The 19,197-nt window shown below is 62.9% G+C and carries 19 protein-coding genes; all 19 read right to left on the bottom strand.

Going from position 1 to position 19,197, the window contains the following annotated elements; translation table 11 throughout:
* Positions 1–13: 13 nt before the first annotated feature.
* The 19 genes from cheZ to fliD all read right to left on the bottom strand — a co-directional run bounded on the left by cheZ (position 14) and on the right by fliD (position 19,090).
* A complete protein-coding gene (gene cheZ, locus F0A17_RS02365) occupies positions 14–706 on the bottom strand; it encodes a protein phosphatase CheZ (protein ID WP_149326722.1) in 693 nt (230 codons plus the stop codon).
* Between the two features lie 39 nt (positions 707–745).
* Positions 746–1,135 carry a chemotaxis response regulator CheY gene (gene cheY / locus F0A17_RS02360; RefSeq protein ID WP_149326721.1) on the bottom strand — a complete coding sequence of 130 codons (390 nt, stop codon included), beginning with the start codon at positions 1,133–1,135 and terminating at the stop codon, positions 746–748.
* Positions 1,136–1,194: 59 nt separating this feature from the next.
* Positions 1,195–2,967, bottom strand: a complete 1,773-nt coding sequence (locus tag F0A17_RS02355) for a methyl-accepting chemotaxis protein (protein WP_149326720.1) — start codon at positions 2,965–2,967, stop codon at positions 1,195–1,197.
* A 52-nt stretch (positions 2,968–3,019) separates the two neighbouring features.
* Entirely contained in the window at positions 3,020–4,081 is a 1,062-nt protein-coding gene (locus F0A17_RS02350) for a protein-glutamate methylesterase/protein-glutamine glutaminase (protein ID WP_149326719.1), read from the bottom strand.
* Between the two features lie 96 nt (positions 4,082–4,177).
* Positions 4,178–5,044 (bottom strand): CheR family methyltransferase, encoded by an 867-nt coding sequence (locus tag F0A17_RS02345; protein ID WP_149326718.1) that lies wholly within the window; start codon positions 5,042–5,044, stop codon positions 4,178–4,180.
* Between the two features lie 58 nt (positions 5,045–5,102).
* Complete coding sequence (locus F0A17_RS02340) at positions 5,103–5,372, bottom strand: hypothetical protein (protein ID WP_149326717.1); 270 nt, start codon at positions 5,370–5,372, stop codon at positions 5,103–5,105.
* Between the two features lie 168 nt (positions 5,373–5,540).
* Positions 5,541–7,727: a methyl-accepting chemotaxis protein gene (locus tag F0A17_RS02335; RefSeq protein WP_149326716.1), complete on the bottom strand. Its 2,187-nt coding sequence runs from the start codon at positions 7,725–7,727 to the stop codon at positions 5,541–5,543.
* Between the two features lie 102 nt (positions 7,728–7,829).
* Positions 7,830–9,173, bottom strand: coding sequence for a methyl-accepting chemotaxis protein (locus tag F0A17_RS02330; RefSeq protein WP_149326715.1), 1,344 nt, complete (start codon positions 9,171–9,173; stop codon positions 7,830–7,832).
* A gap of 115 nt (positions 9,174–9,288) precedes the next feature.
* Positions 9,289–9,783: a chemotaxis protein CheW gene (locus F0A17_RS02325; RefSeq protein WP_149326714.1), complete on the bottom strand. Its 495-nt coding sequence runs from the start codon at positions 9,781–9,783 to the stop codon at positions 9,289–9,291.
* A gap of 2 nt (positions 9,784–9,785) precedes the next feature.
* Positions 9,786–11,906 carry a chemotaxis protein CheA gene (gene cheA / locus F0A17_RS02320; protein WP_149326713.1) on the bottom strand — a complete coding sequence of 707 codons (2,121 nt, stop codon included), beginning with the start codon at positions 11,904–11,906 and terminating at the stop codon, positions 9,786–9,788.
* Between the two features lie 39 nt (positions 11,907–11,945).
* Positions 11,946–12,893 (bottom strand): flagellar motor protein MotB, encoded by a 948-nt coding sequence (gene motB, locus F0A17_RS02315; RefSeq protein WP_149326712.1) that lies wholly within the window; start codon positions 12,891–12,893, stop codon positions 11,946–11,948.
* On the bottom strand, positions 12,890–13,762 hold the full coding sequence (gene motA / locus F0A17_RS02310; RefSeq protein WP_149326711.1) for a flagellar motor stator protein MotA: 873 nt from the start codon (positions 13,760–13,762) through the stop codon (positions 12,890–12,892). Before motA ends, motB begins: the two co-directional genes overlap by 4 nt.
* Before the next feature lie 178 nt (positions 13,763–13,940).
* Positions 13,941–14,525 (bottom strand): flagellar transcriptional regulator FlhC, encoded by a 585-nt coding sequence (flhC, locus tag F0A17_RS02305; RefSeq protein ID WP_149326710.1) that lies wholly within the window; start codon positions 14,523–14,525, stop codon positions 13,941–13,943.
* Positions 14,525–14,854, bottom strand: a complete 330-nt coding sequence (gene flhD / locus F0A17_RS02300) for a flagellar transcriptional regulator FlhD (RefSeq protein ID WP_149326709.1) — start codon at positions 14,852–14,854, stop codon at positions 14,525–14,527. Before flhD ends, flhC begins: the two co-directional genes overlap by 1 nt.
* Positions 14,855–15,183: 329 nt before the next feature.
* Positions 15,184–15,498 (bottom strand): EscU/YscU/HrcU family type III secretion system export apparatus switch protein, encoded by a 315-nt coding sequence (locus tag F0A17_RS02295; RefSeq protein ID WP_149326708.1) that lies wholly within the window; start codon positions 15,496–15,498, stop codon positions 15,184–15,186.
* On the bottom strand, positions 15,482–16,822 hold the full coding sequence (gene fliK, locus F0A17_RS02290) for a flagellar hook-length control protein FliK (RefSeq protein WP_149326707.1): 1,341 nt from the start codon (positions 16,820–16,822) through the stop codon (positions 15,482–15,484). The genes F0A17_RS02295 and fliK overlap by 17 nt, the downstream gene beginning before the upstream one ends.
* Positions 16,819–17,202, bottom strand: a complete 384-nt coding sequence (locus tag F0A17_RS02285; protein ID WP_187774594.1) for a flagellar protein FliT — start codon at positions 17,200–17,202, stop codon at positions 16,819–16,821. The genes fliK and F0A17_RS02285 overlap by 4 nt, the downstream gene beginning before the upstream one ends.
* Position 17,203: 1 nt before the next feature.
* Complete coding sequence (gene fliS, locus F0A17_RS02280) at positions 17,204–17,623, bottom strand: flagellar export chaperone FliS (protein WP_149326705.1); 420 nt, start codon at positions 17,621–17,623, stop codon at positions 17,204–17,206.
* Positions 17,624–17,698: 75 nt separating this feature from the next.
* Positions 17,699–19,090: a flagellar filament capping protein FliD gene (gene fliD / locus F0A17_RS02275; RefSeq protein WP_149326704.1), complete on the bottom strand. Its 1,392-nt coding sequence runs from the start codon at positions 19,088–19,090 to the stop codon at positions 17,699–17,701.
* Positions 19,091–19,197 lie beyond the last annotated feature (107 nt).

Raw genomic sequence — 19,197 nt, 5'->3', positions numbered from 1 at the left:
CTATCGCCTTTTCTTAGAATCCGAGCTGATCCAACAGATCATCGACCTGATCCTGATTCGTCATGACATCGGCTCCCGGCTTGACCTGGGGGCCGTTGAGCAGGCTCTCCTCACGTCGGCGCGCTTCGGACTCCCACTGGTCGTTGGCCTTGCGCTGCATGTTCTCGCGCGCCACCTCCTCGGGCACGTTGTCGATCAGCACCTGCACCAGCTGGTGCTCGATCTCGCGGATGACGTCCATCATTTTCTTGATCACTTGGCCCGTCAGGTCCTGGAAGTCCTGGGCCATCATGATCTCGAGCAGCTCCTTCTGGGTCGCCTGCGCCTTGCCGGGGACATCGGCCAGGAAAGAACGGGTCTCCTTGACCAGCTCCCGCGCCTCATCGAGTTCCTTGGGCTCTGCGAACCACTCCGCCCAGCGCTTGTCCAGCGACTCGGCACCGTTGCTGATGGAGTCCTGCAGCGGCTGGGCGCGGTCGATGGCGTTGAGCGCTCGCTCGGCGGCCTGTTCGGTCATGCTCGCCACATAGCTGAGACGATCCCGTGCATCGGGAATCGCTTCCGCCGCTTTCTCGATCTCCTTGTCCAGGCCGAGTTCCCGCATGCTTTCCCGCAGCATGCGCGTCAGCTGACCGATACGCTGGACCAGGTCATCGCCAGCGGGATTGGACGGCTGAGCCTCGCCGGACAGCTCATTTGCGCTCATCTTGCTATCTCCTCCGCAAGCGAATCTCGCCAGCCTGCGTCACTTGCCCAGTTTCTCGAAAATCTTGTTGAGCTTCTCTTCCAGCGTGGCGGCGGTGAAGGGCTTCACCACATAGCCGCTGGCGCCCGCCTGGGCGGCCGCGATGATGTTCTCCTTCTTGGCCTCGGCAGTGACCATCAGCACCGGGAGCTCCTTGAGCGCCGCGTCGGCACGAATCTGCTTGAGCATTTCCAGACCGTCCAGGTTGGGCATGTTCCAGTCGGATACCACGAACTCAAAGGAACCGGAGCGCAGCTTGGCCAGCGCCTCCTGGCCATCCTCGGCCTCCTCGACGTTGGTATAACCCAGCTCCTTGAGCAGGCTCCGCACGATGCGGCGCATGGTCGGGAAATCGTCGACCACCAGAAAACTCATGCTCTTGTCAGCCATAGGATTCCTCTTCTCTCTCAGGCAATGATTCAGCTGACGGCAACCGCTGCCGCCAAGGTTCAGAATTCTTCCCAGTCACCCTCTGTCACCGGCTCGCGCTGGGCGCTGCGACGGGGTTTGGGATCGACTTCAGCCACTTCACGCGACCCGGAGGCAGCCGGCGTACTCGGCTTCGGCGAGGCGGCTGCGTCACGCGGCTTGATCAGCGCCACGGCGCCTTTGGACGACTTGGTCAACATCCTGGGCGCCTCGCCGTCCACCGTACGGCCGGCATCGCCCGCCAGACGGAATACCGCAACGGCCTGCTCGAGACGACCGGCCTGCTCTTCGAGTGACGCCGCCGCCACCGTCGCCTGTTGTACCAGCGAGGCATTCTGCTGGGTCACCTGATCCATCTGACCGACCGCCTGGCTGACCTGCTCGATGCCGTCGCTCTGCTCCTGCGAGGCCGCGGCGATCTCGTCCATGATGTCGGTGACTCGTCGTACCGCCTTGACGACATCATCCATCGTCTCACCGGCTTGCTCGGCCAGCGTCGACCCTTCCTTCACTTGAGCCACGGAGCCATCGATCAACGCCTTGATCTCCTTGGCCGCCGTTGCGCTGCGGCTGGCGAGATTGCGTACCTCACCGGCCACGACGGCAAATCCGCGCCCCTGCTCGCCGGCCCGCGCCGCTTCCACCGAAGCGTTTAGGGCCAGGATATTGGTCTGGAAAGCGATCGAGTCGATCACGCTGGTGATATCGCTGATCTTCTGCGAGCTGGTCGATATGTCGCCCATGGTCTTGACCACGCGATCGACCACTTCGCCGCCGCGCTCGGCCGTCGTGGAAGCCTCCAGCGCCAAGCCGCTGGCCTGACGGGCATTGTCGGCGTTCTGCCGCACCGTGGCGGTGATTTCCTCCATGCTCGACGCCGTTTCCTCCAGCGAAGCCGCCTGCTGCTCGGTGCGCGAGGACAGGTCGGCATTGCCGTTGGCAATCTCGCGCGAGCCGATATGGATCGAGCCGCTGCTGTCGCGCACTTGGCCGACGATTCGTACCAGGCTTTGCTGCATGTTGCGCATGGCGTTGTACAACTGACCGATCTCGTTGCGGCTACCTTCGGGGATACGCCCGGTCAGGTCGGCCTTGGCGACGGTCTGAAGGTGCTTGACGGCGGCGTTGAGCGGACGAATCACGATCGCACGCAAGCCGGCGTAAACCAGCAGCAACACGACGACGGCCAATGCCAGGGCACCGTAGCGGATGATTTCGAAGCGATCCGCCTGGGTGCGGAAATCCGCCGTCATGGTCTTGGCGCGATCGAAGCCATAGGCGACGAAGTCCGTCATGCTGTTGGAGAGCGCCGCGCTCGGTTCGATCAGGGCATCACGCAGCCGACTAAACCCCGGCGTATCGAGCTGGTCCAGTGCTTCGTGCTGCTCGCGCGCCAGCGCCATCACGGCGGAAAAGTCCCGCTCCAGCGCCTGAGCCATTTCCCGGGCCTGCTCCGACTTGGGGGCGGCAACGAAATTGTTGAAGCGCGCCTCGGCGCGATCCATCCGGTTGACAGCGATATCGAGCTGTTCGTTGGCATCGCCCATGCGCCCCAGCATGATCTGGTTGGAGGCGATTTCCAGGCTGACCCGCGCCACGTTGAGCAGCGCATCGGCCCGGTTGATCTCGTTGAGCAGTTGAACGTTGATTCGGTCCAGATCGGCCATGATGCGGCCCGCTTGGCGCTCCGACATGGCAGACAGCAACGACACCGCCCCGATCAGCACGGCGAAACAGACCAGTGCGGCAATGACGGATGCATGGATGCTGATGTGGCGTAAACCCCGGTTCATGATGGCGTTCCTCGCGTGTAGAGACGGTCGTTATCGTTTTGTCGAAGCCTTGTCAGACGCGCTGCGCCCGGCCGGAAGCCGCGATCAGCTCCATCAGACGCTCCGGTATCTCGTCCAGACCGATCACTTCACCGGCCCCTCCGACGGCGATGGCTTCACGCGGCATGCCGAAGACCACGCAGCTGGCTTCGTCCTGCGCCAGCGTGGCCGAACCGGCCTGACGCATGGCCAGCAGCCCGGCCGCCCCATCCTTGCCCATGCCGGTCAGAATCACGCCGATCGCATTGCGACCCGCCTGGGTAGCGGCGGAATGAAACAGGACGTCGACCGAGGGGCGGTGCCGGTTGACCGGCGGCCCCTCGTCGAGTCGGGCAACATAATTGGCGCCACTACGCGCCAGCTTGAGATGCGCATCGCCCGGCGCGATGTAGGCATGCCCCGGCAGCACACGCTCGCCGTCGGTCGCCTCCTTTACCGTGATGTTGCAGAGTCGGTTCAGTCGCTCGGCGAAGGAGCGCGTGAACCCACCAGGCATATGCTGGGTAATCAGGATGGCCGGGCTGTTGGCCGGCAGCGGCTCGAGGACCGCTCGAATGGCCTCGGTTCCGCCCGTCGAGGCTCCGATGATGATCAGCTTTTCGCTCGACACCAGCGGCGCCTTGAGTGTCGCCCGCGCAGGCGTCTCCGCTCGCCGCGCCTGGCGCGGGCGGGACTTGGCCGCGGCGCGGATCTTCTCGGCGATGTCGTTGGCATACTCCATCATGCCGTTGCGTATGCCGAGCGAAGGCTTGGCCACGAAATCCAGCGCGCCCAGCTCCAGTGCCCGCAAGGTGATCTCCGAGCCGGCCTGGGTCAGCGACGAGACCATGAGCACCGGCATGGGACGAAGACGCATGAGCCGCTCGAGAAAGTCGAGCCCATCCATTCGCGGCATTTCGACATCGAGCGTCAGCACATCGGGGTTGTGACGCTTGATCAGGTCGCGCGCAACGAGCGGATCCGGTGCCACCGCCACCACTTCCATGTCCGGCTGCGAATTGATGATCTCGCTGAGCAGGTCACGAATCAGCGCCGAATCGTCAACGCACAGCACCTTGATCCTGTTCGATCCCAAGGCGAGGCCTCCTATAACGAGAGCCACATTGGCGGCTCAAGGCAGAACATGTAGTCACGTATCGGCCAAACGGGTGAAAACTTGAGGTTCGCAGCGCTAGGCCAGGGTATAGACGGTCTGACCCCGCAGCCGGAACACCTTGCTGATGTAGGAGAAATTCTCCGAGTGGCCGGCGAACAGCAGTCCGTCAGGCTTCAGCAGCGGTGCGAAGCGCTGGAGTATCCGTGCCTGAGTCTCCTTGTCGAAATAGATCATCACGTTGCGACAGAAGATGGCGTCGAAAGGGCCCTTCACCGGCCACTGCGGTGCCAACAGATTCATCGGCAGGAATTCCACCAGGGAAGTGACTTCGGGGCGTATTCGCGCCAACCCTTCGTGCGCCCCCCTGCCCTTCTGGAAGAAACGTTTCACGCGTTCCTCTTCGAGCTTGCGCACCTGCTCGACCGGATAGACGCCCGCACGCGCCCGAGTCAGCGCCTCCGTATCGATATCGGTCGCGACCACTCGGGCCTCGGTGGCGCGGGAACCCAGGTTCTCGAGCAGGGTCATGGCGATGGAATAAGGTTCCTCGCCGGTGGAGGCCGCCGCGCTCCAGACCCTGACCGGCCCGCTGGCCTTGCGCACGTGCTCGGCCAGCAGGGGAAAGTGATGCATCTCGCGGAAGAAGGCAGTGAGATTGGTGGTCAGCGCATTGGTAAAGGCTTCCCACTCCCGTGCCTCGGGCTGGCGTGAAAGCCGCGCCAGGTAATCGCTGAACCGGGTAAGCCCATGGTGACGCAAACGCTTGGCCAATCGGCTATAGACCATCTCGCGCTTGTGCTCCGCCAGCACGATACCGGCTCGCTGGTAGATCAGCTGGCGAATCTGGGCGAAGTCCTCATCGGTCAGGATCAGGTCACGTTCGAGATGACCCAGCCCGGACCACTGATTCGGCTCCGCCCCGGGGCCCTGTGATTGAGTCAAAATGTCTCCCATCCTTCATCGACGGCTGCCGCCTTGCTTGGCTTGGCCAATTCGCGCTTCACGAAAAGCGGAGCATGATCCCGCGCCGGCGAAGCGGCATGCCGATAGTCGGCCCCCCGCCCGCCTGTGGAGTCATCCGCTCTTCACTTGGCACTTGCTCCGGCCCGGCATTGCGCAGGCGGAAGACGCATCGTGCGTGCCAGCAGCTCGGCCTGGTGCTGCCGATCGCCGGCACCGATCGCGCGGGCCGACCATCGATCAACCGCCCGATCAGCGCTTCATGGCTGACGCCGCTGACCTCGACGAACGCTGCGTTGGCGTACGTCATACGCCCTTGGGTATCCGTCCGGGAGATCGGTCGCTATTGACCGTCCCATGGGTATTCGCGCTGCGTCATCGGCTCATGGTTTTGCATCACCCTCCCGGCCGCTTCAGGCTGCCTGGCGCTATGGCCATGGCGATTTCCAGCCTTCCGAACCGGGACGGTAAGCTCGCTTCAGAACGTTTCCCACTCCTCATCCGACGTCGCTTTGCTCGGCTTCGAAGCGGCGGGCTTGGTCGGCCTTGGATCGTGACGCAGGGCGGCAGGCGCGTGTTGTTGGCGCTGGCTCTCTTCGGCTCCGGTCGTCGATGCCTCGTGGTTGGAAACCTGTTCCGGCCCGGCATTGCGCAGTCGGAAGACGCGGATGGCGCGCGCCAGCAACTCGGCCTGATGCTGCAGATCGCTGGCGGCCAGAGCGCTCTGCTGCACGCGTTCGGCATTCTGCTGGGTGACCTGGTCCATCTCGGCAATGGCCTGGTTGATCTGACCGATGCCGCTGCTTTGCTCCTCCGAGGCGGAGGTGATCTCGCTCATGATGTCGTTGACTCGCGTCGAGGCCGTCACCACTTCCGCCATCGCACTCTCGGCACGCTGCACCTGGCTGGCCCCATCCCCAATCTCGCGGGCCGAGCCATCGATCAACTGCCGGATCTCCTTGGCGGCATCCGCACTGCGTCCCGCCAGGTTGCGCACCTCGCCGGCCACCACGGCGAAACCGCGTCCCTGCTCGCCGGCACGCGCCGCCTCCACCGAAGCGTTGAGCGCCAGGATGTTGGTCTGGAAGGCAATCGAGTCGATGACGTTGATGATGTCCTTCATCTTCTCCGAGCTGGCGGTGATGCGTTCCATGGTCTTGACCACGCCGTGCATCAGCTCGCCGGTGTCCCGCACGCGACCGGCATTGTCCAGCGCCAGGCTGCTGGCTTGGCGGGCATTGTCGGTGTTCTGCTGCACCGTGGTGGTCATTTCCTCCATGCTCGACGCCGTCTCCTGCAGCGAAGCCGCCTGCTGCTCGGTACGCGACGAGAGATCCTCGTTGCCACGCGCGATGGAGCGCGAGGCGGGCGTCACCACATCGATGCCCTGCAGCACGCTGGAGGTCGTGCTGTAGAGGCTCTTGCGCATGGTATCCAGCGAATCGAGCAGCGCGCCGATCTCGTCACGGGTCCGCTCGGGGGAGCGGACCGCCAGGTTGCCCGAGGCGATCTGCAGGGTGAAATCCGCCGCCCGGCGGATCGGCCGAGTGATCGCGCGCAGAATCCAGACGCTGATGACGATCAGCAGCACCAGTCCCACCGCCATGAACGCCAGCTGCACGAGCAGCATCTGCTGCTGCCCCCGCTCGGCGTCCTCGGCCATTCCCAACGCGGCCAGGCGCTTCTGTTCGATAAGCTGGTTGACCTGATCCGTCAGAACGTCCGCCTGCTCCAGCAACGGCTGGGTGTCGTTGTTCAGTGCCATCATGGCGTCGAAGGCTTCTTCTCCTCCCAGCGCGTCAGCCATGGGCAGCACCCCCTCCTGCAGGAAGGCGTCCAGCGCTTCATCGAACTCCAGGGCAAGCGGCGTCTGATTGATCTCGCGTTCGACGTATTCGCCCCACAGGTCCGTCAGACGCTCGGCTACGCCCCTCAGCGACTCGGCATGCTCGTGTCGGGTGCTGAGCACCTCCATGCGCTCCCCACTGGTGAGGCTTTGAGGTCCCTGAGCAATCAGTTGACCGGCCTGCTGCAGGCGAATCACATCCTGAAGGCCATCCCGGTTGAGTTCCGCGAGGCGTTCGCCGGACTCCTTAAGACCATAGAGACCGACACCTCCGCTGACGAAGAGCAGCAGCAACGCCGACAGCGTCAGCATGGTGAGCTTGGCGCGAAGCGTATGCACGTTAATTCGCGACACCCAGCCCAGCGGCCCCCGCCGAACGAACTTGCCCCCGCGCACCACCAGGCCACCGCGCCCATCGCGAATACGCGCATAGCCCCGCTCCGCCGTCTCGACGGCATTCGGCTCGATCTTGGTGCGCACCGAGGTGTAACCAAGACACTGGCCGTCTTCGAGAATCGGCGTCACCGTGGCGTGTACCCAGTAATGGTCGCCGTTCTTGCGCCGATTCTTGACCGCTCCTTGCCAGGTATCGCCGCGCTTGAGCGTGTGCCACAGATCGGCGAAAGCCTCCTGCGGCATGTCGGGATGACGCACCAGGTTGTGCGGTGCTCCGATCAGCTCTTCGTGGCTGAAGCCGCTGACCTCGACGAACGCCGCATTGGCGTAGGTGATGCGCCCCTTGGTATCCGTGCGAGTGATCAGCAGTTGCTGATCGTCCAGTTGGTATTCGCGCTGCGTAACCGGTTGGTTGTTTCGCATCGTTCTTATCCTTTATCCCCAGCGAACCTAGGCTGTGTTCATTTCGTCAGGTGACCCGGCAATACGGTTGGCTCGCCTTACGTTTCGTCATGTTGTCGGGCCTTAAAAGGAGGCCCACTCCTCTTCTTCCTGCGCTCGATCCGTCCTTGGCCTTGGCGTCGTCCCGGCCTCGCTTGCGCCCGGCAGCGGATCGCGCTGCGTAGTCGGCTGCTGTGCGGGGTACGTACGTGCCTGGCGTTCGCCCGGCACCGGGACATTGGCCTGGCCGGCGAGGCGGAAGCGCATCACCGCGTCACGCAGCCGTCCTGCTTCCGCCTCGAGCTGGGTCGCCGCCGTCGCGGCCTGCTGGACCAGGGCGGCGTTCTGTTGGGTTGTCTGGTCCATCTCGGTGACAGCCTGATTGACCTGACCGATGCCGTTGCTCTGTTCCAGCGAGGCGGAGGCGATCTCGTCCATGATGTCGCTGACCCGCTGTACCGCCGCCACGATCTCGCGCATGGTCTGCCCCGCGCGGTCAACGCGCGACGTCCCGACGTCGACCTTTTCCAGCGACGCCTGGATCAGGGTACGAATCTCGCCCGCCGCAGACGCGCTTCGCCCGGCCAGGTTGCGCACTTCCTGCGCCACCACGGCGAAGCCGCGCCCATGCTCGCCGGCACGCGCCGCCTCGACCGAGGCGTTCAACGCCAGGATATTGGTCTGGAAGGCGATGGTGTCGATCACGCCGATGATGTCCGACATCTGGTGCGAACTTTCGCTGATGTCGTGCATGGTGGACACCACCTCGCCTACTACCTCGCCGCCCTGTGCCGCGGTGCGCGAGGCCTCGGCCGCCAGTTGGCTGGCCTGGCGCGCGTTGTCGGCGTTCTGCTCGACGGTGGAGGCCAATTCCTCCATGCTCGACGCCGTTTCGGCGAGCGAGGCAGCCTGCTGCTCGGTGCGTGACGACAGCTCCCCATTGCCGTCGGCGATGTCGTGAGCGCCCTGGTAGATGCCTTCGCTGCTGCTGCGCACCGTTCCCACGGTATCGGAGAGACCGTCCTGCATATGCTTCAGCGAGAGGAAGAGGCGCCCGATCTCGTTGTTGCCGCGATTCTCCACCGGTTGAGAGAGATCGCCCTGCGCCAGCCCTTCGAAGTAACCCACCAGGCGCGCCAGCGGTTGCAGCACGTTGACCGAGATGCCCCATACCACGACGACCATGACCGCCACCGACCCCATCAGCACCGCGAGGATGGCCAGGCGCACCAGGTCGGCCATCGCGGTGAAGGAGGCCTGGTAGGAAGCCCCCGATTCGCCGGCATGAGGCGCCATGGCGGCCACCGCGGCACCGCTCTGCTGTAGCGCATACCACCCCAGCAGACTGAGCACGACGATCATCCCGCCGAAGAACAGCAGTACCAGGAACCAACTGGCACGAACCGTCAGATTATCGAGAAACTTCACACCACCCCCTCATGAGCGACAGGCACACGCCTGGTTGATGGGTTCGGGACGTCGGGCGAGTCCGCTCCTACTCCGACTATCGGCTTTCACGGCAAAAACTTGATTCCGTGTCGCGCTACTCGGCGACGCGTTCCACCAGCTCCATCTCGTCGCTGGTGAGCAGCTTGTCGATATCGACGATCACCAACATACGATCTTCCAGGCTGCCGAGGCCGCTGAGGAAATCCGAGGACAACGTGACACCGAACTCGGGCGCGGGCTTGATCTGCTCCGGCGAAAGCGTCATCACATCGGAGACACCGTCGACCACAATGCCGACCACCCTATCCTCGACGTTGACCACGATCACCACCGTCTGGCCGCCATACTCGACCTTGTCGAGGTGGAACTTGATGCGCAGATCGACGATCGGCACGATCACGCCACGCAGGTTGGTCACGCCCTTGATGAAATCGGGCGCGTTGGCGATACGGGTCACGTTTTCGTAACCGCGAATCTCCTGAACCTTGAGGATATCGACGGCGTACTCTTCGTCGCCCAGCGAGAACACCAGAAATTCACGGTTGTGGGCTTCGGCCGCGGCCAGTGCCGCTTCGTTCGTCTGGTTCATGATCAGGTCTCCAGCTCTTGGTCGGTGAGGGCTTCGAGTGACGGTTTCCGCTCGGGCCGGCGCTTCTCCTTCTTGGCGCGGCTGAGTCGATGCAGGCCGGTAATGTCGAGGATCAGCGCCACGCTGCCATCCCCGAGAATGGTGGCGGCGGATACCCCCGGCACCTTGCGGTAGTTGGTTTCGAGATTCTTGACCACCACTTGCTGCTGGCCGACCAGATCATCGACCAGCAGCGCATAGCGACGACCCTCGCCCTGTACGATGACGGCGATGGTCTCGGTGAGCTCGGTCTTGGCGTCGGGCACGTCGAGGGCTTCGTGAACCGCCACGACCGGCAGGTACTCGTCGCGCACCTTGAGCACGACATCGTCACCGGCCATGGCGTAGAGGTCCTCTTTGGCCGGCTGCAGCGACTCGAGTACCGCCGACAGCGGCAGGATGAACATCTCGCTGCCGACCTTGATCGACATGCCGTCGAGGATGGCCAGGGTCAACGGCAGGACGATGCGGATGGTGGTTCCTTCGCCCGGACGGGACATGATCTGCACATGCCCCCCCATGCCTTGTATATTGCGCTTGACCACGTCCATGCCGACGCCGCGACCGGAGACGTCGGTCACCTCCTTGGCGGTGGAGAAACCCGGCGCGAAGATCAGCTGCCATACCTCGTCGTCGCTCATGGTGTCGGAAACGGGCAGGCCGTTCTCGCGGGCTTTGGTCAGCAATCTGTCACGGTTGAGCCCCGCACCGTCATCGATCACCTCGATGATGATATTGCCGCCCTGGTGCTTGGCCGACAGGACCAGCTTGCCGGTGCGCGACTTGCCGGCCGCTTCGCGCACGTCGGGCGGCTCGATGCCATGATCGAGGCTGTTGCGTACCAGGTGCGTCAACGGATCGATGATGCGCTCGGTGAGGCTCTTGTCGAGCTCCGTCGACTCGCCCTCGGTGACCAGTTCGATCTCCTTGCCCAGCTTCCCGGCGGTTTCACGGACGACGCGCGGGAAGCGGCTGAAGACGAAATCCATCGGAATCATGCGGATCGACATCACGGCTTCCTGCAGATCCCGGGCGTTGCGCTGCAAAAGACTCATGCCATTGAGCAGCGCGCCGTCGGACACGACGTCCAACTCGCTGACGGTCTGGTCCAGCATCGACTGGGTAATGATCAGCTCACCCACCAGATTGATGATCTGATCGACTTTATCGACCGAAACGCGAATCGAGGTCGACTCGCCCCCGGACTTGGCTTTCGGCTTACCCTTGGACTTGGTTCTCGGCGCGGATGCGGTAGTGACCTGCTTCTCGTTTCCGGCACTCGCCGCAGCGGAATTGGCCGGCTCGGCATCGGGCTTCGGCGGCGTCGCTTCCGCGGGTTGCACGGTTTCCGTCATCGCCTCGGCTTGTGCCGCCTGGCCATGGGGGGCCGAGCGAATCTGGACCTGGTCGGCATCCACGATGAAGCACATGACCGCCTCGATATCATCGCCGCTCACGGAGGATGCCAAGGTCACTTCGTAGCGCGACTCGTCGCCTCCCTGAGCGATGACGTCGCCGAGCTGGGCCAGCTCTTCGACGAGCAGTTGACGATCCTTCTCGCCGACATTGAGTAGCGTGACGACAAGACGCTCCCCTTCGCCGGCGGCGCCATCCGTCGCCTGGGGTTCCGGCTCGGGCGTCTTCGGTGGCGCGGCCGGTTTGGGCGCCGCGCCTGTCCCGCCTTCGAGGTCCTGACCGATCTCTTCCAGCGCTATCTGTTGCAGCGTCCGGCAAATGCGTTCAAAGGCCTCCTGATCGGGCTCGTCGCCGTTGCGATAGGCGTCTAGCTGATCATTGAGCATGTCCTTGGTTTCCAGAAAGGTATCGACGATGTCCCGGCGCAGCGTAAGCTCGCCCTTGCGGGTGTGGTCGAGCAGGTTCTCGAACAGGTGGGTGGTCTTCTGCAGGATGTCGAAGCCAAAGGTGCCTGCGCCGCCCTTGATCGAGTGCGCGGCGCGAAAGATGGCATTGAGCTGCTCGGTATCCGGCTCATCCACGTCCAGCTCCAGGAGGTGGCGCTCCATATCGGCCAGCAGCTCTTCGGCCTCCTCGAAGAAAGTGTCATAGAAATCCGTGATATCCATGCGCATTACCACCTGGTGTCAGATTGGTTTCCACGCGCCTCACTCGGGAGTGAGTGTACGGCGCAGGCCTTCTGTAAATTGTTCGACCGGTGCCAGGTCGATATCGCTTTGCAACCGCGTACTCATCGGGCTCGGCATACCGGGGCCGTCGAGAATGCTGGGCCGACGGATGTAGTCGGCCACCTCGGGCAACAGTACCAGCAGCTCGATGCGGCGATTGTCCGCGTCGTTCGGGTCGGTATCGGGCAGTAGCACACGATCGGCAAAGCCCGAAACGCGCAACAGCTTGCTGGAGTCGAGCCCGCCGGCAACCAGCTCGCGGCGGGACGCATTCGCTCGGTCGCTGGAAAGCTCCCAGTTGCTGTACCCCCGATACCCGCCGGCGTAGGGCCGGCTGTCGGTATGCCCGCTGATGCTCAGATCGTTGGGTAAATCGTTGAGCAAAGGCGCGATGGTTCTCAACAGGTTGCGCATGTACGGCGCGACCCGATCGCTGCCGATATCGAACATGGGCCGCTGCTCGGTATCCAGCAGCTGGATACGCAACCCCTCCGGAGTCAGGTCGAAACGCATCTGCTGGCGCAGTTCACGCAGCTCGGGATCGGCCTCGATCACCGTTTCGATGCGCCGCTGCAGATCCATGAAGAAGCGACGCTGCTGCTCGCTCGGCCGCGTCCGGCTGAGCGTGTCGATTCGCGCCCGCTCGCCTTCGGTGTGTGCCGGATCGGGCCCACCGCCGGGTATCACCTGGGTGCTACCCGAGCGATTTCCACCGGTAACGGCGTTGGTCAATGGCGTACTGAAGTAGTCGGCCACGCCTTCCCGCTCTTCCGGGCTGGATACCGAGAGTATCCACATCACCAGGAACAGGGCCATCAGCGCCGTCATGAAGTCCGCCAGTGCGATCTTCCAGCTGCCGCCATGGTGGGCTTGGATGACCTTCTTGCGCCGAATGACGATCGGTCGCTTGTCGCCACCCGCCCTCATTCTGCCGCCGCACCCGACTTGGCGTTGCGCACGTAGGTCTCGAGCTCGTTAAAGCCCGGACGCTCACTGCTGTGCAAGGCCTTGCGACCGAACTCTACCGCCAACTGCGGCGCATAGCCGTGAAGGCTGGCCAGCAAGGTAATGCGAATACACTGCAGCATTTTCTCGGCTTCCTTGGCCTGGCGCTCGATGCTGCTGGCGAGCGGATTGACGAAGCCATAACCGATTAGAATGCCGAGGAAAGTGCCGACCAGCGCGTGAGCGATCATCTCCCCCATCTGCTCCGGTGACGCGTCGGCAAACGTCAGCGCCTTCACCACGCCCATGACGGCCGCCACGATCCCGAATGCCGGCATGGCGTCACCGACCTTGGCAATCGCGTCGGCGGGGATGTGCGCCTCCTGCTCGAAGGTCTCGATCTCATGCAGCATGAGTTCGTCCAGCTCCATCGGATCCATGCCGCCACTGACCATCAGGCGCAGGTAGTCGGTCAGAAAACTCATGATCATGGGATCGGCGAGCACCTTGGGGTGCTCCTGGAACAGCGCGCTTTCCTGGGGGTTCTCGACGTCACGCTCGATACCGAGCATGCCTTCGCGGCGGACCTTGCTCAGCAGCTTGAACTGTACCGCGAGCAGTTCCATGAACAGCGCTTTCTTGTACTTCTTGGTGCGCCGAAGCTGGGGAAAGATCTTGAAGGCGGCCTTGATCGCCTTGCCGTTATTCGCCGCGATGAAAGCCCCGATTCCCGCACCGCCGATGATCAATAGCTCGGTCGGTTGATAGAGCGGACCGAGATACCCCCCGGCAAGCGCATAGCCACCGAACACGGACAGCAGGACGACGATATACCCTAATAAAATCAGCACAGACGATACCCTTTAGCGAATCAACCCGTCGATATCACCACTATCGGCATGGCGAGGCGATACTTGAGCCCAAGACGGAAGAAAAAACAGCGCGGCAGCGTCAAAACGCACGGACGCCGCCCCGATGCGACCATCGGGGCGGCGTCCTGGCAGGCGGCGTGGGAGCGGGTGAACGGGCTCAGCCGGCCTGTTGGGTCAATGGCGTGCCAAGGCCGACGACCCGCGCCTCGCTCTCCTCCAGTTGACGACGGCGGCGGGTCTTGCCGGCACGCGAGGGAGGCATGCAGACACCGCACACATAGTCATGATCGGGAGAGTGCGCATGGGCGACGAAGCGACCGCTGCAGTGCGTACAGGTGGATAGTTGCAGCAATTCGCTTTCGAAGAAGCGCACCAGCGTCCAGGCCCGGGTCAACCCCAGCACGGGCTCAGCCTGGTCAAGGCTGACCTGCTCGCTATAGAGTTTGTAGGCGGTGACGAAGGCCTGCATTCTCTCCCGCCCCTGGTCCGCCACCAGGCTACGGTAGATATTGTAAAACAGCGAGGCGTGTACGTTCGGCAGCCAGGTGATGAACCAGTCGGTGGAGAATGGCAGCATCCCCTTGGGCGGCGACATGCCGCGGACTTCCTTGAAAAGGCGAATCAATCGGGCCCGGCTCAGGTCGGTTTCGGTCTCCAGCACCTGCAAACGGGCTCCCAGCTCGATCAGTTCGATGGCGAGCTGAACCTGCTGCATCTCTTCGACGAGACTTTTCTGCGACATCACGCGATCCCCCGAGACAGGGAATCCGCACCACGTCCAGCCATCAATAGCGAGGCGTGGAACTGGGACAGTCCATTGTCACGAGGATTATCGACGACCTGCCGAAGCTGTTCCGCTCTTTCGAAACCGAAGTGACAGAGCAATTGGTTGGTTCGTGCCAGGCGCGTCAGTTGAGCGGCGCCGAGGGACGACAGCAGATCTGCCGTTTCCTCATTGATCTTGAGGCGAAACATGGCCGCCGCACGGTCGTCATTGAGCAGGCGCTGTGCCAACAACAGATAGGCGAGATTGAGCTCCTGGATCTCATCCAGGTGATTCGTGTTTTTCATTTCATTTTTCCCTGCACGCGGTGGATTTGCGTGTCCTTATTTTTTATTAACGTCTGTTACAGTTCAGTTACGCATTTGGCGGTGCGCACCGCTCCTGACAAGGACTGTTAATGCTACGTGACGCATTGTGACCACTGTTCGATGCGGTGCCAACCGTACGGAACAGGACAAGACACTCAGGCAAAACGCTGAAAAAACCCAGTCCTCAGAATGAAATCGTTAAGCTACTGTGCAGAAACGCAAAAAAAAGCATGACTAACTATTGACAAAAATAAACATAACTCGACTTGATTACAAAATTTTACAAAAAGTTTCGCACGGTTTCTTGGTCATTCCTCCGGCGTTGTTTTCTCAAGCTCATAGACCCAGACCAGCAACTCCGCAATGACCTGATAGAGCAAGGGGGGAATGCGCTCATCCAGGTCGAGCCCCATGAGCAGCGACACCAGCTCCGGCGCGTCGTGGACGTAAATCCCTTGCCGCTTGGCCTCGGCCAGAATCCGTTCGGCCATGTCCCCATATCCCTTGGCCAACACCCGGGGGGCATCGTCGCCATCACGATAAGCCAGCGCTACCGCCTGGCGCCGTCGCTGCGGACCCGACGCCCGCTCGAAACTGGAATCCGACTCAGACGTGGGGGCCATCGCGTTCCTCCGCTGGCAGCCGTGCGTCCTGCATTTCCTCTCGCTGCACCAACGTGTCGATCAGTACCGTCGAAAGACCGGCCTCGCGCAGTCGTTGCTCAAGCTGCGGCACTCCCTCGCGAAGCGTGGCGAGGGTGGCATCGTCACGCGCCTTCAACTCCATTCGCAAATGGCTTTCCCGCAACCAGAACGCGACGCCAAGCTCACCCAGCCCCGGCATCGTCAGTTTGAGTTCGGAGTGCCACGCCTCCTGACGGTCTCCTTCCTCGTCACCCCCATGGCCCCCCTCCCCTTCGCGCCTCGCCCCGGCCGGCAGTTGAATCATCAAGGCCATGAAAATTCCCGACCAGACATCCCCCTCCCAGCGCAGCACCGGGGCCACCAGCATTTCGAGCTGATGACGGACCACGCCCTGCAAACTCTCGTGTACCGCCTCACCCGCAGCGCGTGAGCGCATGGCTTGCTCGGCTTCACGCCCAGCGGAGTCGCTCACTTCGCCCATCGGCTGGCCCCGCGCGAGCGCCTCGCGCGACGAGGCCGCAAGGCGCCCCGGCCCTCCAGGCGGCCCCCCATCGGAACGTCCCGTGTTAGGTAGCAAGGCCTCGGTGGAAACGTAGGAGCCGGCCGCCTGCGCCGCCGCCGATTGACCGAGACCCGGGACGGGCGCCGCTGCCCCCGGCTGGGGAAATGCCGGGACCGCCCCTCCTTGCGCCGACAAGCCGACGGCGCCAGGCACCGAAGGCGCCACGGTTCCTGCCATCGTGGTACCAGCGGCCGGAGCGGAAGCCGGCATGGAGGCAGGAGAAAAGCGGAGCGTACGCAGCATTTGCGGCTCGCGCTCGAGCTGCTGGCGACTCATGTCACCGCGATACCAACGTGACAGATGCGATTCGTAGAACAACCCGCTATCGCGGACTCCCGCCTGGAGCCGATCGGCCAGCGTCGTGGCGCTGGGCGATGCTTCGGCGCCCATCAGCGGCACCGATGAACGCAATACGGAAGGAGGTGCAGGAAATCGTACCAACAGGTCGGCTATCGTTCTCGCCGAGGGACTGAAGTGCGTCTGAAAAGAAGCCGGCGGAGAGGTGGCACCCGCCGGTGCCGCCGATGCCTCGCCTCGCTGGGGAGTTGCCGCGGCGCCCTGCAACGGTGCCGCGGCCGGACGCCGCCCATCGAGGCGAGAGTCGCTGTGCAAAGCACGCGGCCCCTCGCCCGGATCGACCGGCCGAACCGGCTCGGTCAGATCTCGTGGCGGCGCCGTATCGATACGCTTGCCCAGGACCTGATGGAGCAGCGTATCCAACAGTGGCGTAATGCCACTCACGGGACCCTCTGGCCGAACTGGTTGGCGGCATCGACCACTGTCGCCGCCTGTTTTCCATAGCTGCGATGCAGATCGCGCTGGCGGCGGGTCGCATCCATCAGCTGTCCAAGCTCGGTGCGGCGTGCCACGAGGTGCTCACGAATCGCCAGGTCGTCGGCCAGAATCGCCTCCAGCAACTCGGCCTTGCGCTGCGCATCCTCCCGATTCAGGTTCGACTGGTCGTCCAGTTGCCGGAGCCGATCGGTCAACTGCAGGTAGCCCGCCTGCTGCTCGATGAGCGCCTCCCAATCCCCCTCATTGGCCAGCGCCAGCATGGTGGCCACCTGCTGCCGCAGTTCGGCATAACCGTCGATCACGGCACGAGCCGTCGTCATTGCCATCTCAGCGCTGTGCTCCTGTGGTGCCGATTTCCCGCCAAGCGGATGCGATATCGTCCAGCAGTCGCTCGGCCTGGTCGAGACTCTCCTGGTCATTGTGCAGATTGGCGGCCAACAGCAGACGCGATACATATTCGTAGAGCGAACCGAGCCGCTCGGCGATTTCGCCGCCTTTTTCCATGTCCAAAGCGGCTAAGAGCCCATTGTTGACGATGTCCAACGCCTTGGAAATGGATTTGCCTTTCTCGGCGGTATTGCCCGCCTGCATATGGATGCGCGCGGCGCGAATCGCCCCCTGGGCACCGTCGAACAGCATCACGATCAATTGATGCGGGTTGGCCGACATCACACCGCTCTCCACGCCGACCCGGGCGTAGGCCCCGGCTCCCCGGCCGTAGGCGGCAGCTCCTCGCATGGCAGTCATGGCGAAACCTCTCTTATGGTAGCTTGGCCCGTGTCGCAGCGACGTCATGCCGACGGCCGTATGCGCATGAGCCGATTACTTCTTGCGCCCAAGCTGGGCGTTCATCATCTCGAACTGCTGAAACAGGTAATCGCTGGTCTGGTTCATCTGGGCGATCAGGCCGTCGAGCTTGCCGAACTGGATGCGGTAGCGTTCAATGGTGCGCTCGATACCCGTTTCCATGCGGGCGTAGCGATCCTTGAGACTCTCGATACGCGACTCAAGCCCCTTCTTGGCATTATCCAGTAGCCCCTTGTCGCCAAGCATCTGATCCAGGGACTGTCCCAGCTTGCCGGCCATCCCCGACGCCTTGGTTTCGCCGGCGAAGAAGCGCGATAATTGATCTGGGGAGTTCGCCACGATATCGCTCAGCTTGCCCTCATCGAGCTTGAGCGATCCGTCTCGCTGCAGCGTAATGCCGATATCCGATAGCATGCGAAACTCCCCCTCTCCCACGCCACCGCTCAGCGTGCTGCGCAAACGCGACTCGACCGTGCGCAGCGCGCTGTCCCCCAGCAGCTCTCCCGCATCGCCTGTCTCCGAATTGAAACGGGTCAGGCTCTGGGCGGTAGTGCGCAGCTCGTTGTAGGCTTTGACAAAACCCCCTACCGCTTCGCGAATCGCCAAGGTGTTGCGCTCGACTCTGACGGTCGCCTCACCCGCCTCGGCCAAGTTGAGCGTCAGCCCCTGGATCGCACCTTCCACCTGGTTGGACTGGCTGGTAATCGTGATGCCATTCACTTCCAGCGCCGCGTTCTTGGCAGCCACCGTCTGGGACATCGTGCCGGTGCCGCCATAGGAAAGCGAGTCGTCCAGGGCGGCGTCGCCATTGTCGCTGGCAAAGGTGATGCTCTGTACCGCGGCATCGGTACCGGTATCGTCGACGGATAGCACCAGGCGGTAAGGCTCGGCACTGCCGTCATTGACGATGGAGGCGGTGACACCGGCCTTTTCCGCATTGATCGCATCGCGAATATCCTCGAGCGAGCTAGCGGCGGCATCGAACCTCAAGTGCAGCGCCTGTGCGCTATCTCCGGAGCCGACATTGATCGTCATCTCCCCAGCGCCCAGGTCGGCATCGCGCGCAGCGAACCCTCCGGTTGCCAGGCTCTGGGCACGGGCCAGGCTCGTCACATTGACGTCGTAGCGGCCCGGCTGAGCTTCGGCCCCAGCCGCTGCGGTGACACTGCTTCCGGTAACGTTGCTCGATACGCTTTGATAAAATTCCGGCTTATTGAGCTTCGCCGCGGCATCCTGCAGCTTGGTTAGCGCCCCCTGCAGCTTGCCATAGGCGGATATCTTCGCCTGAACACTTTTCTGCTGCAGTGCGATCGGCTCGAGCTTCTTGCGCTCGGCCGCGTTGAGCTGGTCAAGCAGGCCGTTGAGATCCAACCCCGAACCGATGCCCAGCGAGCTTATCGTAGCCATGACGCTTCCTTTTCCATCCCGCTATTGTGGCAGGCTTTGCGCCAAGGATTCCGGTGAAAAGCCCGCAACCATCAGGTCATTTCTGATTATCGGCGTACGGCCGAACA

Source organism: Billgrantia pellis (genome assembly GCF_008297955.1).
GTDB classification, from domain to species: domain Bacteria; phylum Pseudomonadota; class Gammaproteobacteria; order Pseudomonadales; family Halomonadaceae; genus Halomonas; species Halomonas pellis.
Note: the sequence above shows the minus strand (reverse complement) of the source record. Positions and strands in the feature narration are given on the sequence as shown.

Coding starts and splice junctions, on each gene's coding strand:
- F0A17_RS02335 (WP_149326716.1), bottom strand. CDS start 7,727: ATGCGAAACAACCAACCGGTTACGCAGCGCGAATACCAACTGGACGAT.
- F0A17_RS02295 (WP_149326708.1), bottom strand. CDS start 15,498: ATGGCCCCCACGTCTGAGTCGGATTCCAGTTTCGAGCGGGCGTCGGGT.
- F0A17_RS02340 (WP_149326717.1), bottom strand. CDS start 5,372: ATGACGTACGCCAACGCAGCGTTCGTCGAGGTCAGCGGCGTCAGCCAT.
- F0A17_RS02325 (WP_149326714.1), bottom strand. CDS start 9,783: ATGAACCAGACGAACGAAGCGGCACTGGCCGCGGCCGAAGCCCACAAC.
- motB (WP_149326712.1), bottom strand. CDS start 12,893: ATGAGGGCGGGTGGCGACAAGCGACCGATCGTCATTCGGCGCAAGAAG.
- fliS (WP_149326705.1), bottom strand. CDS start 17,623: ATGACTGCCATGCGAGGAGCTGCCGCCTACGGCCGGGGAGCCGGGGCC.
- flhC (WP_149326710.1), bottom strand. CDS start 14,525: ATGTCGCAGAAAAGTCTCGTCGAAGAGATGCAGCAGGTTCAGCTCGCC.
- F0A17_RS02285 (WP_187774594.1), bottom strand. CDS start 17,202: ATGGCAATGACGACGGCTCGTGCCGTGATCGACGGTTATGCCGAACTG.
- F0A17_RS02355 (WP_149326720.1), bottom strand. CDS start 2,967: ATGAACCGGGGTTTACGCCACATCAGCATCCATGCATCCGTCATTGCC.
- cheY (WP_149326721.1), bottom strand. CDS start 1,135: ATGGCTGACAAGAGCATGAGTTTTCTGGTGGTCGACGATTTCCCGACC.
- cheZ (WP_149326722.1), bottom strand. CDS start 706: ATGAGCGCAAATGAGCTGTCCGGCGAGGCTCAGCCGTCCAATCCCGCT.
- flhD (WP_149326709.1), bottom strand. CDS start 14,854: ATGAAAAACACGAATCACCTGGATGAGATCCAGGAGCTCAATCTCGCC.
- cheA (WP_149326713.1), bottom strand. CDS start 11,906: ATGGATATCACGGATTTCTATGACACTTTCTTCGAGGAGGCCGAAGAG.
- fliD (WP_149326704.1), bottom strand. CDS start 19,090: ATGGCTACGATAAGCTCGCTGGGCATCGGTTCGGGGTTGGATCTCAAC.